15 protein-coding genes are annotated in these 16,171 nt (G+C 43.3%); 1 reads left to right on the top strand and 14 read right to left on the bottom strand.

The genetic code is table 11. The features are described from left to right. Nucleotides 1-9 precede the first annotated feature (9 nt). The 12 genes from I6H64_RS02450 to mraZ all read right to left on the bottom strand — a co-directional run bounded on the left by I6H64_RS02450 (nt 10) and on the right by mraZ (nt 12,531). Nucleotides 10-795 (bottom strand): YlmH family RNA-binding protein, encoded by a 786-nt coding sequence (locus tag I6H64_RS02450; protein ID WP_008841353.1) that lies wholly within the window; start codon nt 793-795, stop codon nt 10-12. Then, complete coding sequence (locus I6H64_RS02445; protein WP_002830512.1) at nt 788-1,069, bottom strand: YggT family protein; 282 nt, start codon at nt 1,067-1,069, stop codon at nt 788-790. The genes I6H64_RS02450 and I6H64_RS02445 overlap by 8 nt, the downstream gene beginning before the upstream one ends. Nucleotides 1,070-1,144: 75 nt before the next feature. Beyond that, a complete protein-coding gene (gene ftsZ / locus I6H64_RS02440) occupies nt 1,145-2,467 on the bottom strand; it encodes a cell division protein FtsZ (protein WP_002830513.1) in 1,323 nt (440 codons plus the stop codon). A gap of 23 nt (nt 2,468-2,490) precedes the next feature. After that, a complete protein-coding gene (gene ftsA / locus I6H64_RS02435) occupies nt 2,491-3,846 on the bottom strand; it encodes a cell division protein FtsA (RefSeq protein ID WP_002830515.1) in 1,356 nt (451 codons plus the stop codon). A 156-nt stretch (nt 3,847-4,002) separates the two neighbouring features. Beyond that, nucleotides 4,003-5,103 carry a cell division protein FtsQ/DivIB gene (locus tag I6H64_RS02430; protein WP_065124254.1) on the bottom strand — a complete coding sequence of 367 codons (1,101 nt, stop codon included), beginning with the start codon at nt 5,101-5,103 and terminating at the stop codon, nt 4,003-4,005. 12 nt (nt 5,104-5,115) lie between these two features. Continuing rightward, nucleotides 5,116-6,207: an undecaprenyldiphospho-muramoylpentapeptide beta-N-acetylglucosaminyltransferase gene (murG, locus tag I6H64_RS02425; RefSeq protein ID WP_002830517.1), complete on the bottom strand. Its 1,092-nt coding sequence runs from the start codon at nt 6,205-6,207 to the stop codon at nt 5,116-5,118. Then, nucleotides 6,204-7,598: a UDP-N-acetylmuramoyl-L-alanine--D-glutamate ligase gene (gene murD, locus I6H64_RS02420; RefSeq protein ID WP_008841357.1), complete on the bottom strand. Its 1,395-nt coding sequence runs from the start codon at nt 7,596-7,598 to the stop codon at nt 6,204-6,206. Before murD ends, murG begins: the two co-directional genes overlap by 4 nt. 12 nt (nt 7,599-7,610) lie before the next feature. After that, nucleotides 7,611-8,567: a phospho-N-acetylmuramoyl-pentapeptide-transferase gene (mraY, locus tag I6H64_RS02415; RefSeq protein ID WP_005918608.1), complete on the bottom strand. Its 957-nt coding sequence runs from the start codon at nt 8,565-8,567 to the stop codon at nt 7,611-7,613. Between the two features lie 15 nt (nt 8,568-8,582). Continuing rightward, entirely contained in the window at nt 8,583-10,748 is a 2,166-nt protein-coding gene (locus tag I6H64_RS02410) for a penicillin-binding transpeptidase domain-containing protein (protein ID WP_036685253.1), read from the bottom strand. After that, nucleotides 10,745-11,134 (bottom strand): cell division protein FtsL, encoded by a 390-nt coding sequence (gene ftsL / locus I6H64_RS02405; protein ID WP_004165986.1) that lies wholly within the window; start codon nt 11,132-11,134, stop codon nt 10,745-10,747. Before ftsL ends, I6H64_RS02410 begins: the two co-directional genes overlap by 4 nt. 6 nt (nt 11,135-11,140) lie before the next feature. Next, nucleotides 11,141-12,094 (bottom strand): 16S rRNA (cytosine(1402)-N(4))-methyltransferase RsmH, encoded by a 954-nt coding sequence (gene rsmH, locus I6H64_RS02400; RefSeq protein WP_056985184.1) that lies wholly within the window; start codon nt 12,092-12,094, stop codon nt 11,141-11,143. A gap of 5 nt (nt 12,095-12,099) precedes the next feature. Then, nucleotides 12,100-12,531 (bottom strand): division/cell wall cluster transcriptional repressor MraZ, encoded by a 432-nt coding sequence (gene mraZ / locus I6H64_RS02395; RefSeq protein WP_002831992.1) that lies wholly within the window; start codon nt 12,529-12,531, stop codon nt 12,100-12,102. A 244-nt stretch (nt 12,532-12,775) separates the two neighbouring features. Here mraZ and I6H64_RS02390 point away from each other — a divergent pair, with 244 nt between their 5' ends. After that, entirely contained in the window at nt 12,776-12,904 is a 129-nt protein-coding gene (locus I6H64_RS02390) for a DUF4044 domain-containing protein (protein ID WP_002831993.1), read from the top strand. A 277-nt stretch (nt 12,905-13,181) separates the two neighbouring features. Here I6H64_RS02390 and I6H64_RS02385 read toward each other — a convergent pair whose 3' ends face one another. Together I6H64_RS02385 and I6H64_RS02380 are read right to left on the bottom strand one after the other, a co-directional pair. Next, nucleotides 13,182-15,533, bottom strand: coding sequence for an FtsK/SpoIIIE family DNA translocase (locus tag I6H64_RS02385; RefSeq protein ID WP_008841364.1), 2,352 nt, complete (start codon nt 15,531-15,533; stop codon nt 13,182-13,184). A gap of 8 nt (nt 15,534-15,541) precedes the next feature. Then, a complete protein-coding gene (locus I6H64_RS02380; protein WP_004165988.1) occupies nt 15,542-16,060 on the bottom strand; it encodes a tRNA (cytidine(34)-2'-O)-methyltransferase in 519 nt (172 codons plus the stop codon). Nucleotides 16,061-16,171 lie beyond the last annotated feature (111 nt).

Below are 16,171 nucleotides of genomic sequence, written 5' to 3'. Positions count from 1 at the left end.
CGTAAATCGCTACCTAGTTTTAATTAAATCTAGTTGGGTTTTTAGCTTATCTTTTTTTGTTTTACCTAAAACTTCCACAAGCTTAATCCTACCATATTTTCGAACTGAAATGACATCATTTCTCGCAATTATTGTGTCTGATTTTTCATCAATCATCCAGTTTAATTGGACTTGGCGGTGCTCAATCAGCTCCTTGGCACGGTGACGAGAGATCGAAAAGGCGGTGGCCACTATCGAATCCAGTCGTAACGACGCAAGCGTCACTTGCGTTCTTTCCCAGTCATTAACCGGTGTAAGAATCTCGGATGGGGCTGCCAGCTGCATCCGCACTTTAATCCGGCCAATTCGCGTAATCTCATTTGAAAAGAACTTCTCTAATTCACCGTTCGTGGCCACTTGCCAACGGTCTTGGTAATGAACAATATCGCCAAACGTATCCCGTTGAATCCCAGAATTCGCTAACGTGCCTAAAATCTGGCGATGCTCCAATTCCGCGAATTTAACCGGATAATCAATTTCAAATATTTTAACTAGAAAATCCGCTTTTTCCGGAACAAAGTATTGGGGGTAAATCAAGCCCCGCTGGTTTTCTGCATTGGTAAATCCACCAAAAAAGGACAATTGTAATTCTTCATCCCGGTTAACCAGCGTCGTTAAAATGTGCTGCTGCCTTGGATTTAAAAAGTTGGTTAAAATGGACCGGTTTTGATCCTTGGCTTCTTGCACCAGCGCACTGAATTCTTCAATTAACGGTTGTTCATCCGGACGGAAGTGCTGACCAATCGGATTATCCATAAACCGTCACACCAAATAACAGTGCTTCAATGTAGGTAAGCCCGTTAGAACACAATTCTAATACTAACAGAGCCAGAATTGGCGAAAAATCTATTCCCAAAATTGGTGGGATAAATCTAAACCAGCTCATGTATGGCTGACAAATTTTAGTCAACCACTGGCCAAATGCAGATTGATAGGCACCTGGAAGCCAGGACATCAATACCCAAATAAAAATCAGCATCATGTAAATTTGGATTGCCCAGTGTAGTAATTGAAAAATTAACGCAATCATTATTTTTAATCACTCATTTCTTGTCATTATGCAATAAATGGGCTTGAGCCCTGCTCAAACCCATTTAAATACAAATTATTTTCTACGACGTTTGAAAAATGGAGGTGTATCCAATGATTCATCGTCAGAACTTGTATTGTTATTATCGTTAAACGCGTTAAACTCTTTCTTTTCCACGTTCTTAAATTCATCATCACTTGGCGATGAAGGGCGAACGGTAGAAGAGTTATTTGATTGCCGAAGTTGCCAATCACCAAATGGATCGTTTGCAGCTTGTGTATTTTGGTTATTCGCTGCTCCATTATTATTAAGGTTATCAGTCGAACCAGCCCCGCGCATTTCAGTGTTTGCTGAAATGTTGTTTGTATTCGCAGTGTTTACACTACTTGGGTTCTCAAAAGAGGTGCGTGCTGGTTGACGGTGTAAAGACGCTCTACCAGCTTTTTTATCAATCCCAGTAGCGATAACCGTTACCCGAACGCCATCCTTTAACTCTTCGTCGATGGAAGTACCAAAGATGATGTTAACGTCATCGTTAGCCGCTTCTGTAACGATTTGTGAAGCTGCTTGGGCTTCGAACAAGGAAAGGTCTGGGCCACCAGTGATGTTAAGCAAGACTTGTTCAGCACCATCAATTGATGTTTCCAACAATGGTGAAGAGATTGCCTTCTTGGTTGCTTCTTCGGTCCGGTTTTCGCCATTTGCGGAACCAATTCCCATCAAAGCTGAACCTTGGTTTTGCATAACTGTCTTAACGTCAGCAAAGTCCAAGTTAACGTAACCTGGTGACGTAATCAAATCAGAAATACCTTGCACACCTTGACGCAAAACGTTATCGGCTTCGTTGAAGGCTTCCATCATTGGCGTCTTCTTGTCAACTAAGTCAAGCAAGCGGTTATTTGCAATAATAATTAAAGTATCTACGTGTTCTTTAAGGTTGCTTACCCCTTCAGCAGCAAAACGCGCACGTTTTGGGCCTTCGAAAGTAAATGGACGGGTAACTACCCCCACGGTAAGGGCACCTTGTTCTTTAGCAATTTTGGCTACCATTGGTGCAGCGCCGGTACCAGTACCGCCACCCATTCCGGCAGTAACGAAAATCATATCTGCGCCTTCTAAAGCTGAAGCAATTGTTTGTTGACTTTCTTCAGCAGCTTTAGCACCAACTTCAGGAGTTGATCCAGCACCTAGTCCCTTAGTTAATTTCGGTCCTAGTTGAATCTTTACGTCCGCATTTGACGCTTGTAAAGCTTGCACGTCGGTGTTAGCAACGATGAATTGTACCCCTTTGACTCCTTCAGAAATCATCCGGTTTACGGCGTTACCACCACCGCCACCAACACCAATAACTTTGATGTTAGCGCCTTTACTCTTGTTATCATCCATTGAAAATTCCATGTTTAATTCCTCCATCGTTAATGTTAGTCAAAGAAATCACTAAACCATTTTTTGATTCCATCGAAGCGATTGGATGTCGCTTTTGGTGATGAATTACGTTCAACCGGCTTAGAGCGTTCTTGCGTTGGTTCAGGGTGCTTTACCGTTGCTTGAGCACGTTTAAATTTAGGTTTCTCATCCACAACTTCTTCTTGTGGCGTCTCTGAAACTGTCCGTTCACTTGAAACCATCGCATTTTTCGCTAAGATATCAACGTCGCTCATCCGTCCTTCGTAATTTAGGATAGCTAGCGCCTGCGCAAAGGCGGGGTGTCTCAATCCCATTTGGTCAGGAACGTATAATTTAGCGTTAGTTTCGAAAATTCTTTCAACTAACTTTTCGATTCCAGGAAGGGCTGCCCCTCCACCGGTAATCACGATTCCACCTGGCATGTCCAGTGCACCAATTTTATCTAATTGCTTCTTGATATTAGTTAAAATCTGTTCCAAACGTGCTTCAATAATCTCACTCAAGTACTCTTCATCAACCGCAACCGGCTCGTTTTGGCCAACCACGTTAACCGGGAAGGTTTCCTTACCGGCTTCGCTAGCAACCGCGTAACCGTATTGTTGTTTAATTTGTTCCGCGTTATCTAAAGAGGTGTTCAATACCACTGAGATATCCTTGGTTACAAATTGGCCACCCTCTTGTTCGACAAAAGTGTACTTGAGGTGGTGGTCATGAATCACTGCCACCGTCGACTGGCCTGCGCCTAAGTCTAACGTAATTGTACCAAAATCTTGTTCACCATCATTTAAGATTGTTTTACCCAGTGCTAGTGGATTAACTACAACGTCCACCAAGTTCAATCCCGCTTGACGAACCGCACTCTTCAAATTATGGATGATTGTTTTAGGTCCGGTAATCAATCCGCCGTTCATTTCCAGGCGAACCCCTACCATCCCTCTTGGATCCTTGATACCGTCGAAACCGTCCACAATAAACTCATCCGGAAGCACATCTACCACTTCTTGTTCCGGAGGTAAATTATGTACAGACGCCGCATTAGAAACTTCAATCACATCTTGATTATTAATCTCGCGTGAACTATCTGAGATAGCGATCATTCCCCGTACGGGTTCGATTCTTAATAAATTAGCTGGAATACCAGCCACTACATCTTGGATTTGAATATTTGCTTTGCGCTCTGCAGTTTCAATAGCCCGCTTAATGGCAATCGCTGCCTTATCAATATCAACGATTACACCACGATTGACTCCATCTGAGGGCTCTCTTCCCACACCAATAACGTTCATTTGTCCTTTGACATATTCAGCAACAATAACTTTTATTGAGGTGGTTCCAATATCCAGTCCAACGTAAATTCCTGAATTATCCATAATAAAGGAACCTCCTAGTCGTTTAACTGTTTCATTTATATACTTATCACATATATTAATTAGTTTACCATATTCATTCTTTATTTAGAACGCAGAATTCCACTAAAATTACAGCTTATTTCAACTAATTGCCGGTCAAAATGGTTCTTAGTCTTCTTAGTTTCCATCTGGGTTCTCTTCATCAGTCGCTGTAAAACCTTGCACACTATTTTGCGTAGCCCGTCGTTGTTGGGTTTGGTAGTCAACGTTGTCAATTGAAGAACTACTTGATGAATCTGCTGATTTACTCTTCGCGGAGGATTCAACACTTAATGAATTTTTTTCGCTACCGGACGATTGACTTCCCTCTTCCGTCGGGTCAGTCGACGTCGAACTAGTTGACGATTCATCACTTTGCCCCCGCGGATACGAGTATGCACCGACTTGTAGGTCCACAATTCCCCTTTTTTTCATGCTTGCTGAAATTTCCGGGTAGTACTTCATTTTCTTAGCAAAGGTATTTAAAACCGCATATACTTCATTACCGTCATTCATAAAGAAGTGCAACTGGTGTCGTTCTTTTTTGGTTGCCGTATAGTCAACTTCTGCAACGTCGTTTTGCACTTCATTAGGTAACTTCGCGTATTCGCTCAGGAAACGTTTCAAAACCTGATTATCTTTAAACTGGCGGAAAACCGGGTAATCACCATCTGGTTGGGTAGCACTTTTTTTAGATACCGTGCCGTCTTGTCGAACTGCGTAGTAGTATTTGTTGCGCACCACGTATCCCATTACGGCGTTTTCACGCACTTTAATTTTGACGTTACCTAATAACGAGACCGAGATTTGAGCATCCTTTAAATCCGGTAGCTTGTGAATTAGCCGCGCTTCGTCGCCCCGTTCCTTAAACCAGGTCGCCGGAATCACGTCATTTTTCCTTACGGTTACTTTCTTTAAAATGTCACTTTTTTCCACCCGTTTATTCCCCTGCACGGCAATGGTTTGCACCCGGCTAATGGGGGCGCAGAGGTAGATCGTAATTAAAATCAAGATCCCAATCAAGCTAAGCAAACCAATTTTAATTCCTTTACCAATGTGTAAAGGCTGGCGGACTTTCTTTTGAGTTAACTTATTACGCTTTTTCCCCGGGTGCTTTTTTGCAGTACCACGCTTTGCGCCACCTAATTTAGAACTCTTTTTAGTCCGGTTACGTTGGTTATGCTCTTTTTGATAACGGGCCCACGGGGTTAGATTTTCATCATCTTTTTTCTTTTTCATTGGCATCACCCGTTAAGCTTTGATTACTGATTTCAAAACGGCGTACAATTTTTCTGCTGCTTGCGGCTGTCCCAATTTTTTAGTATTTTCGGCCATCTGCTTACGTTTTTGGTCATCGAGCATCAAATCATCCAACTTAGTTAACAGAGTCTTTGAAGTTAACTCATTTTCCGTAATCATTTCTGCAGCGTGTTGATCGACTAAACTACGCGCATTTTTAGTCTGGTGATCATTTGTGACGTACGGACTTGGAATTAAAATTGACGGAATTCCCAGGGAAGTAAGTTCGGCTAAGCTTGTTGCTCCCGCGCGACCTACCACGACTGCCATTCGAGGAAGCATTGCCGGCATATCAGCAATGTACGGTAGCACCGCCACTTTTCCTTTATAAGGAGTTAGGTCAACGTCCTTAGTTAAGTTATCAAAATGAACTCGCCCAGTTACGAAAATCGTTTGGTAATTACGTTTTACTAATTCATTCAAAGATTGCATGGTTACTTCGTTAATTTTTTCTGCTCCACGGCTACCGCCAAAAATTAACACGGTGGGCACGTCATCTTTTAAGCCAAATTGGTTTAGCGATTGCGGAGTAATTTTAACTACTTCGGTTGCTCGCGGATTCCCGGTTAAAACCACTTTTTCTTTAGGAAATTGGTCCGCTGCTGCTTCAAAGGAAATTGCAATCTTCTTAACAAACTTACTTAAGAACTTATTGGTGACCCCCACCACGCTATTTTGTTCGTGGATCACCGTTGGAATCCCCATCATGCTGGCGGCAAATACTACCGCCCCACTGACGTATCCTCCAGTTCCTAGTACAACGTCTGGTTTAAACTCCTTAATCATTTTACGCGCCTTAACCACGCTACTCAAAAACAGTCCCACTGTTTTAAAGTTTTCTAATGATAATGAACGTTTAAATCCTTGAATTTTAATCGTTTTAAAATCGATCCCCGCATTGGGAACAATTTTGTTTTCCAGTCCCTTATGCGTTCCCACATACAGTACTGCTGAATCGGGTTCGACTTCCCGAACTTGTTTAATAAGGGCAAGTGCTGGGTAAATGTGGCCGCCAGTTCCGCCTCCTGAAACCATCAGTCTCATTTAGTGACATCTCCTTTTTCCTTCGATAAATTTTCTACGGCGGTGATGAATTCATCGCCCCGTTCTTCAAAAGTTTGGTATTGATCCCAACTTGCTGCAGCTGGTGAAAGTAAAATTACGTCTCCAGGTTGGCTGTCTTCAAAGGCGATGGCAACCGAATTCTTAACCCGCGGGCTGTCCTTAACGACTTTAACGCCCGCCGTCTGTGCAGCTTCCTGCATGTGCGCAGCAGTTTGCCCGTTAACAATCACTTCCTTAACGTGGGGCTTCAAATCAGCCACCAGTCGGGTGTAGTCGTCTCCCCGGTCTAAACCTCCCGCAATCAAGATGATTGGCCGTTGAAAGGCCTTTAAAGCCACCTGCGTTGCTTCGATGTCGGTTGCTTTTGAATCATTATAGAATTGGCGGCCGGCTAAGGTTTTTACGTATTGAATCCGGTGTTTGACCCCGCTAAAAGTTTGGAGAACCTGCTTAATATGTTTATTAGCAACCCCTTCAATCTTAGCCACGGCAATTGCCGCGAGCGCATTTTCAACGTTTTGGTCCCCAGGCACCCCGATTTCATCGGCCGCCATGATCCGTTCATTTTTGAAATATAATTGACCATCCTTGGCGTAGGCCCCGTTTTCAACTAAACCTTGGCGGGAAAACGGAACGACCTGCGCCGCAGTCCGTTGCGCTAATTGTTGCCATTCAGGATTATCCCAGTTAATGACAAAATAATCATCTTTGGTTTGGTTCTCCGTGATCCTCATCTTGTCATTAACGTAATTTTCCCGAGTTTTGTGCCAATCTAAGTGGTTAGAGAAAATGTTGTTAACCACGGCAATGTGGGGGTGCAACTGGTCAATCCCGGCGAGCATAAAGCTAGATAGCTCCATTACGACCCGGTCGTTAGCAGTAGCTTTTTGCACTACCGTAGTCGCAGGAACCCCAATATTTCCCGCCACGTATGCTGCATGATGATCTTGCTGATCTAGCATTAGTTGAATCATCGTGGTAACGGTTGTTTTTCCGTTACTACCGGTCACCCCAATTAATTCGCTGTCCATCACCCGGTATGCCAACTCAGGTTCGGCAATGATTGGCACGTTTTGCTCCTTAGCAGCTACCAAAACTGGGTTTGTATACGGGATTCCGGGATTCTTGACGATTAATTCAATATGATGCTGAGCCAAGATTCCCTTTGGATGACTGCCTAAAATCATTTGGACGTCAGCCTTTTTAAGTTGTTCAATCAGTTCTTGCGGTTGTTCTGCTTTTGCGTCATTTACTAATACCTGCGCATTCAGTTTACGCAACAAAAGAGCGGCACTAACTCCGCTCTTTGCCATCCCCAAAACGAGAATATTCTTATTTGCTAAATCCTTTATCTCTGCTAATGCTTTCATTCTATAATCTCCCTACCAAATGCTAATTAACGTAATTAGCGCACCGATCAATCCAACAATCCAAAAGACGGTGTCGACTTTCCATTCACTCCAACCTAACATTTCAAAATGATGGTGAATGGGACTCATCTTAAAAATTCGGCGTCCGGTTAGCTTAAAGGACAGCACTTGTAAAATTACGCTGAGGGTTTCCAATACGAATACGATTCCCACCAGTAGTAGTGACAATTCTTGATTCAAAATGATGGAAACCGCCCCTAAGGCGCCGCCCAATGCTAAGGAACCCATGTCTCCCATAAAGACCTTGGCTGGTTTGTGGTTAAATACGAGAAAGGCTAACATTGCGCCAACCACCGCCCAGCAAAATAGCATCACTGCAGGTTGATTGAGCTTCGCAGCAATAATTGCGTAAGTAGCAAACGCAATCGTCGATAAACCAGCAACTAGACCATCCAGTCCGTCCGAAAGGTTGACTGCATTGGAAAAGCCAACTAACCAGAAAATTACAAATAGTGCGTACCAACCGCCAAGATGCCAAATTCCGATTCCGGGGATTGATAATTGCAAGGCTACGCCAGTTTCTTTAATGACCCAGTAAAAAATCAATCCGCCAATGATTTGACCAAGCAGCTTTTGCCAAGCTTTAAAACCTTCGTTTTGCCGCTTTAATAATTTAATACTGTCATCCCAGCAACCAATCAAACCGAATTCTAAAAGAACGAAGAGGAGCATCACTAGGTTGGTGGTCAATAAATGGAACGCCAACCCGCTGATGATCGCAGCCACGATAATGGCCACGATGAAAACTAGTCCTCCCATCGTGGGTGTCCCAGATTTCTTTTGATGCCACTTGGGGCCTTCTTCTCGGATCATTTGCCCTTCGTTCCGTGCCCGGAAATAATGGATAAAACTGGGCATCCCTATTAAAGTAATTACGGCACTTAAGCCGCCCGCTAACAAGTTACTCATTTTTCTTCTCCTATGCTATTTTTTGAGTGTTACCGTCATGGTCATTCCTGATTGAAGCGTAGTTCCTTTGGCGACCGACTGACCGGCTACAAAACCTTTACCTTGGTACTTAACTTCAATGTTAAACATTTTAGCAAGTTTAATCACGTCGTTTTTGGACCATCCCGTAAGGTCCGGCATGGTAACCGTTCCTCCGGTATTCAAAAGAATCCGCTGGCCCACTAACAACTTACTACCGGCCGATTCCGATTGTGCCAAAATCCGGCTTCCATTACCTAACCGAACCACAGCTACGTTATTTTTACCCAATTCCTTCACCGCGTCGTCAGCATCTTTACCAACCACGTTTGGTACTTCAATGGAACTATCAATGTCCGTATTCGCAGTGGATTTATCTTGTTCAAGGGCCTGCTTCATCACTGGTCCAAAAATTTCATCTAGTAACTGGGTTGCCGTCTTATCCGCAGGCAAGTTTGGTTTTTTCATCGTAATGTACATGATGTACTTCGGATTTTTTGCAGGAGCCATCGCGGCTACCGAATACAGGTAGCTGTCGTCACCAGAAGCGTAGTTCCCGTTACTTGCAACTTGCGCCGTACCGGTTTTTGCCGCAATCCGGTAACCCTTCAGCTTAAAGTCGCTCCCGATTCCGTATGGTTTATAAACCACATCTTGCATTAGCTTACGGACTTCTTTAGTAGTTTTAGCTTTCACTGGACGGCCCACTTTTTTGGTTTTCATTTGGTAGGTCGTTTTTCCCGTGTTGGGGTTCACCACTTTTTTAACAAACTGTGGCTTCACCATTTGTCCATTATTAGCAATCGCGGTGAAACCTTGCAACATTTGCATGGCCGTCACGTTAATTGCTTGCCCAAAGGCGGTGTCCGCTTGCTCAATTGGATAGTCAAACTGCATGCTACCCTTGGATTCGCCTTCTAAACCAGAGTTAGTTGATTCGAGTAGGTGGAATCGTTTAATATACTTCTTCCAAGTTTTGGCACCCATCTTTTGTTCCAAATGGGCCATTGCCACGTTACTAGAAAGGGCAAATCCCTTTTCATAGGAAATTAATCCCCAGCCTTCCCGCTTCCAATCGGGCACTACCTGTCCATCGATTTCGTAGGTACCCGACTTATACAACTCATCTGGGTCAAAATTACCACTATCAATTGCAGCAGCGGTGGTGAAAATCTTCATGGTTGAGCCCGGTTCATAAGTATCCTGTACTAAACCGTTATTCCAAGCTTTGGACAAGCCTTTCTTAGTGGAGGCGTTAAACGTTGGACGTTGGGTAGTTGCTAAAATTGCCCCGGTCTTAGCGTTCATGATAGTTGCCCCGATCGACTCAGTATGTGCCTGAGACTGTACTTTGCTGACCGTGCTTTCCATGATGGTTTGTAACCGTTGATCCAAGGTGGTGTAGACCGTGCTTCCATCCCGCGCTGGACGTTCCACCTGTGATCCCGGCAATTGGTAACCAAACTTATCCTTTTGTAAGGATTTTTCCCCATCGGTTCCCGTCAACTGCTTGTTCAACATCTTTTCGAGCCCCATAACTCCTGAAAGTTGCGTGGTATCGCTACCCTTTTCTTGAGACTGTTGGGCAAAGCCGATTAAGTTTGAGGCGAAAACCCCGTTAGGATATAAGCGCGCTTCGGAGGAAACGAAGTTAATCCCGGTTAATTTGTATTTTTCAATTTTTTCCTTAGTTGCTACGGAAATGTTATTTCCCGCACTCCCAAATTCCACTTGGAAAGTCTTGGGATTACTAGGACTCAAAGTTTTTAACGCTTTTTTGTAGCTAATTGGTAGATACTTGCTCAATACACGCGCCGTTTTCTTTTTATCGGTTACGTACAGCGGTTGGCGATTTGGGCCCACCTGCTTTTTACTTACCACCGCGTAAATCGAATATGTACTAGTATCCTCGGCAATCGGGTTCCCATTGGTATCTAAAATGGAACCTCGTTTAGCCTTAATAGTTTTATTGTCCGTGTATAGCCGTTTGGCTTGACTGCTGAGATTGACGCTTTCAATCGTCTTATTAATGGCAATATAAGAAAAGCGCCCAACAATCACTATAAATACTCCTGCTACAATCAATAAAAACCATTTTCCAAACATCATCCGATTGTGCTGAGTTTCCGTAGTATTAGTCGTTCGCTTTTTTGGGTTCATCATTTATTTACATTCCTTATATTCTCTGAATTAAGAGAAAGGCCTGCCTTTTTAGCAACTTTATTTAACCGATTTTGGTCGGATAACTGATTAACCTCTTGTTTCATAGTTGTATTTTTGCTTGATAAGGCCGTTGTCTTCTCTTGTGTTGCTTCAAGTTTATGCTGTGCATTAGATAAACTTATTTTACCAGAAACAACGGTAAGCATTAACCCTACCAAAATAAATCCGCAAAATGTTATCAAAAACTTTTCAAACTTCGACAAGGGCAGTTGTCGAGCAGTTACAACCTCCCGGGCTTTTTTTAATTCTTTTTTCCCTACTCCGGCAATTGAAGTTGGTTCGTTAATCATTCTTGAACGACCAGCATAATCATTATTTTGAGCCATTGGCGTCTACCCTTCCTGTAACTTTTCGATAATTCTTAATTTTGCACTATGTGCTCGACGATTTTCCTTTAGTTCGTCCTCAGAAGGAACGATTGGTTTACGATTAACCAATTTAAAATGTGGTTTTTTATCAGCTGGAATAACTGGTAGTCCAGCCGGTAAATCACCAATTTCTGTCTTTTCTTTAAACATGCGTTTTACTAAGCGATCTTCCAGCGATTGGAACGTAATCACTGAAATCCGGCCGTTGTCGTTTAACAAATCTAGGGCTTGTTCCAATGATTCTTCTAAAGCCCCTAACTCATCATTGACCGCAATTCGAATTGCTTGAAACACCCGTTTAGCGGGGTGACCGCCCGTACGGCGCGCTGCCGCCGGAATTGCTTCTTTAATAATCTCGACTAGTTCCCCGGTAGTTACAATGGGGTGTTGCTCGCGGACTTTTTCTATTCGCCGTGCAACTTGCTTTGCATACTTTTCTTCTCCATAACGGAAGAAAATCCGGACCAAATCGTTGTACGACCATTCGTTGACTACCGTTTGGGCCGTTAATTCTTGACTCTGGTCCATGCGCATATCAAGCGGTGCGTCATAGCGATAGCTGAAGCCTCGCTGGGCATCGTCGAATTGCGGTGAGGAAACCCCTAAGTCGTATAGGATCCCATCAACGTGATCAATTCCTCGTTGGTTTAATTCATTTTTTAAGTTTCTAAAATTAGCCTTAATAAAGGTTACTTGCTGATTTGCTATGTATGGTGCCAAATGATCTTGATTGTAATCAATCGCTGTTTGATCTTGGTCAAACGAATACAAATGACCTGTAGAGCCCAGCTTAGATAAAATCAACTGACTGTGGCCGCCCCCGCCAAGGGTACAATCCACATAAACGCCGTCTTTGCGGATATTCAATCCAGCAACGGTTTCTTCCAATAGCACGGTGGTATGTTTAAATTCTGTCATTTATATCACAATCCAAAATCAATTAAATTTTCGGCAATATCGTCAAAGTTCGCTTCAGTTTCTTCGATAGCAGCTTCCCAGCGGGCCTTATTCCAAATTTCAATTCGGTTAGAAACCCCTACTAAAACACATTCTTTTTGCAAATCTGCGTGGACCCGCAACTTTTTAGGAATGATAATTCTTCCCTGCTTATCAAAGTTACATTGGGCTGCATCAGCAAACATAAAACGAACAAACGCCCGATTATTTTTCTTATTAGATGGTAGTTGACTAAGCTTTTCTTCGACGAGTTTCCATTCACTCAAGGGATAGCCAAATAAGCATCCATCTAGCCCTCGCGTAATTACGAAATCCTCGCCTAGTTGATCGCGGAATTTAGATGGTATGATCAAACGTCCCTTGTTGTCCAATGAATGTTCGAATTCACCCATGAACATGAAACCGCCTCCGTCAACTAAATCTATAACAATATTACCACTTCCCCCCACTTTCCACCACTTAATTACAAATGTTTTTTCCCAATTTTTTATTAAATTTAAACATTCTGTAAAAGCTTGATACGAACAGGGTTTTCACTTGTTTTACGAGGTGGAAAAAAAGTGGGGGATTCATCCCTGGATTTGCCTAAAAAAATTACTTATTGTAGAATTGCTGTAAATCATGAGAAAGTAGTGTTTTTAAATGTATAATAATAAAAAGAAGAAAAAGAGCGGTCTGCAAAAGGTCATCATGGTCTTTGTTTGGATTATGATTATCTTGACCCTGGGCAGCGTACTTTACGCCCCCCTTGCCCAACTCCTGGGTGCTTAAACATCTAGATATAAAAGAGACGAGCGTGGGACAAAAGTCGGGTAGTTTGCGAGCATTAACTGAAAATTGACCATGATGCCTGAATTGGGCATGATGATCAATTTTTTGGTTAAGCGGAACCAACTGCTTTTGGCACCCGTTTTGGCTCTATTGAAGTCAAAATGCCAAAATAAAAAACGGTTCATGAGGAAGTTTCACCTCATGAACCGTTTTTTTGTTTAGAGACTTTTGGCACAGTCCCGTCTTTTTGAAATTGTCCTCAAAACACTAAGGACACCTATTGCTCATCTTTAGTACGGTAAACTTTACGCGGCTTACTACCTTCTTGCGGACCGATCACCCCGTTTTCCTCAAGCTGGTCAATGATCCGCGCCGCCCGGTTGTAACCGATTCGAAACTTCCGTTGCAACATAGACGTGCTTGCTCGTTGCATTTCCGTTACTAACTCAACGGCTTCCGGATAATATTCATCCAATCCGTCAGTAGCTTCAGTTTCGGCAACTTCTTGATCCGTAACGTTTAGTTGATCATCGTATTCTGCAGTTTGTTGCTGCTTAACAAAATCAACGATTTCCTTAACGTCGTGATCCGAGATGAATGCTCCTTGAACCCGCTCTGGCTTGTTCTTGCCCATTGGGAAGAATAACATATCTCCTCGGCCAAGGAGCTTTTCAGCACCGTTAGCATCAATAATGGTTCGTGAATCGGTTCCCGAGGCTACGGCAAATGCAATTCGGGAAGGTACGTTAGCCTTAATCAATCCCGTTACCACGTCAACCGAAGGCCGCTGGGTAGCGATAATCATGTGAATTCCAGCAGCGCGCGCTAGTTGAGCTAACCGAATAATCGCATCTTCCACTTCGTTAGAAGCCACCATCATCAAGTCCGCTAACTCATCCACAATTACAACAATGTACGGCATTTTTGGCCGTTTTCCACCGTCCGCTGCATTTTGTTCCTCAATGAATTCGTTGTAACTTTTAATATTACGCTGATTCATTTCCGCAAACAAATCATAGCGGTGCTGCATTTCTGCAACCACTTTATGTAATGCTTTAGCAGCCTTTCGCGCATCGGTAACTACCGGAGTTAATAAGTGAGGAATGTCGTTGTAAATTCCCAACTCAACCTTTTTAGGATCAATTAAAATCAACTTAACCTCGTCAGGTCGGGCATTCATTAGCAACCCGGTAATAATTACGTTAATCATTACCGACTTCCCTGAACCAGTTGCCCCGGCAATTAACAAATGTTGCATCTTAACTAAGTTAGCTTCAACTAGGTTACCCGAAACGTCACGCCCAATGGGTACTTTTAACGGATCATCTGGGTGCGCTGGTTGGGATTCAATGATATCACGGAACGAAACCGTTGATATCGTCCGGTTAGGGACTTCAATTCCAACCAGTGATTTTCCTGGAATGGGTGCTTCAATTCGAATATCCTTAGCAGCCAAAGCCAAAGCTAAGTCGTCCGCCAAACCAACGATTTTGCTAACCTTCACCCCAATTGCCGGATGAATTTCATATTCGGTGACTGATGGCCCCATTTTCACGCTTTCTACCGAGGCGTCCACCCCAAAACTATTCAAAGTGTCCTGTAAAATTTGGGTGTTCTTTTTGATTGAATCGTATTCTGAGCTTTGGTCAGCTTGCGGAATTTCGGTTAACAAGGTTGAAGATGGCAACCGATAGTTAGGATTCAACTTATTCTCGCTTTCAAATCCCACTTCCGGGTTAGCGGTTGGTTGCTTTTCCTGATTCTTAGGTTTCCGCGGATTTCGTTGGTTATTGGTTGAAATCTCAATCTTAGGCTCCGCGGGGTGTTCAATACCACGAGTCCCATCGACCACCGGTTCTTCGGTAGTTGGCTCTACGCGCGTCCTTTCTGACTTAACGGGCTGTTTAGTAGCACCATCCTCCGGCGGCTTCCTCTCCATGGGGGTTCGTTTAACATCCGGTTTGCTAATCGTAAAGTCCAGCTGTTCCCACCAGTCCAAAACGCCGCGGGTTAATGCCCGAATTCCTTCGATTAACCGCTGTGTAATCCAAAGAATTGCGAGACCCGTCTTTGATAGAACTTCATCAAAAGGAATGCCAAAGAGGATTACTAAGCCCACCGTCATCAAAACAATTGCTAAAATGGCACTGCCAATCTCACTCAACAAGAAGTGCGTGCCGCTATAGAAGACCGCCCCTAGCAAACCGCCTCCAATATCGTTAGTGGTGATTTGTTCTAAAAAGGATCGTTCGATTCCCTCAACGGTCCGGGCAACAAACCCACTTTCCAAATTTAGTCCGCTTGCAAACCGGTACTCGACCCAAAGCAAATAACCAATCATGGTTAAGCTAAGCCCGATTACCCGGTCGCTAGCGCCTTTAAACCGTAGTTCCCGTCCCATAAATAGCAGGTAGAGCCCGTAAAAAAATAGCAATACAAACCCCAGCGGGCTTAGGCTCCCCACAAAAATCCGAAACATATTGGCAACCAGCATTCCTAAGAATCCCCGGCCAAAATAACCTAAAAGGGCAACCAGTACGTACGCCAGCCCCAATAAATTTTGGGTAGGGAGGCTTTGTTGCTTCTTTCGTTTGCGCGTTGTTTTACGCCTTTTCTTTGCTTTTGCCATATCTAACCCTATTTCAATTTATCATTTTCGTATTCATGACTAATTTCTAAGTTAGGAAACTCCTGTTGTCGTAAAACTTCGTATATCACAATTGCTACCGAGTTTGATAGGTTCAATGCCCGAATATGTTGGTCATTTTGCGGAATACGGATTGCACAATCCGCATATTGGCGCATAAAGGCTTCCGGTAGTCCAGTCGTTTCCTTCCCGAAAAGAAAGTAGTTATCCACGTCGTCTTCAGCTCCAGTATAATCAGCTTGAGTATAAGCTTTTGAAGCAAATTTAGAAACCACAAAAAGTCGTTTTCGATCCTTAACGGTCGCTAAAAAATCAGGTAAGTTATCGTGGTAAACCACCTTAACGCTGTCCCAATAATCTAAGCCGGCCCGTTTTAAAGTCTTATCACTGATTTCAAAACCCAGTGGCTTAATTAAATGTAATACCGCGTTAGTTCCCGCACAAGTTCGGGCAATATTTCCGGTATTAGCCGGCATTAACGGCTCAAATAATACAATATGATTTGTCATTTTTAATCTCCATTTAGTCTTAAAATTAAAAACGTAGACACTCGGTATTGCGCGGCGAGTATCTACGTTCGTGAAGTCCCCGAATCGTTTCAAACGAAATCCCTTCGATAT

This window comes from Pediococcus acidilactici (genome assembly GCF_016127815.1).
Classification (GTDB): domain Bacteria; phylum Bacillota; class Bacilli; order Lactobacillales; family Lactobacillaceae; genus Pediococcus; species Pediococcus acidilactici.
This window is presented reverse-complemented; position numbering and strand designations above follow the sequence as displayed.

Excerpts from the sequence above, each read along its gene's own strand:
- I6H64_RS02450 (WP_008841353.1), bottom strand. The coding sequence starts at position 795 with ATGGATAATCCGATTGGTCAGCACTTCCGTCCGGATGAACAACCGTTA.
- I6H64_RS02445 (WP_002830512.1), bottom strand. The coding sequence starts at position 1,069 with ATGATTGCGTTAATTTTTCAATTACTACACTGGGCAATCCAAATTTAC.
- ftsZ (WP_002830513.1), bottom strand. The coding sequence starts at position 2,467 with ATGGAATTTTCAATGGATGATAACAAGAGTAAAGGCGCTAACATCAAA.
- ftsA (WP_002830515.1), bottom strand. The coding sequence starts at position 3,846 with ATGGATAATTCAGGAATTTACGTTGGACTGGATATTGGAACCACCTCA.
- I6H64_RS02430 (WP_065124254.1), bottom strand. The coding sequence starts at position 5,103 with ATGAAAAAGAAAAAAGATGATGAAAATCTAACCCCGTGGGCCCGTTAT.
- murG (WP_002830517.1), bottom strand. The coding sequence starts at position 6,207 with ATGAGACTGATGGTTTCAGGAGGCGGAACTGGCGGCCACATTTACCCA.
- murD (WP_008841357.1), bottom strand. The coding sequence starts at position 7,598 with ATGAAAGCATTAGCAGAGATAAAGGATTTAGCAAATAAGAATATTCTC.
- mraY (WP_005918608.1), bottom strand. The coding sequence starts at position 8,567 with ATGAGTAACTTGTTAGCGGGCGGCTTAAGTGCCGTAATTACTTTAATA.
- I6H64_RS02410 (WP_036685253.1), bottom strand. The coding sequence starts at position 10,748 with ATGATGAACCCAAAAAAGCGAACGACTAATACTACGGAAACTCAGCAC.
- ftsL (WP_004165986.1), bottom strand. The coding sequence starts at position 11,134 with ATGGCTCAAAATAATGATTATGCTGGTCGTTCAAGAATGATTAACGAA.
- rsmH (WP_056985184.1), bottom strand. The coding sequence starts at position 12,094 with ATGACAGAATTTAAACATACCACCGTGCTATTGGAAGAAACCGTTGCT.
- mraZ (WP_002831992.1), bottom strand. The coding sequence starts at position 12,531 with ATGTTCATGGGTGAATTCGAACATTCATTGGACAACAAGGGACGTTTG.
- I6H64_RS02390 (WP_002831993.1), top strand. The coding sequence starts at position 12,776 with ATGTATAATAATAAAAAGAAGAAAAAGAGCGGTCTGCAAAAGGTCATC.
- I6H64_RS02385 (WP_008841364.1), bottom strand. The coding sequence starts at position 15,533 with ATGGCAAAAGCAAAGAAAAGGCGTAAAACAACGCGCAAACGAAAGAAG.
- I6H64_RS02380 (WP_004165988.1), bottom strand. The coding sequence starts at position 16,060 with ATGACAAATCATATTGTATTATTTGAGCCGTTAATGCCGGCTAATACC.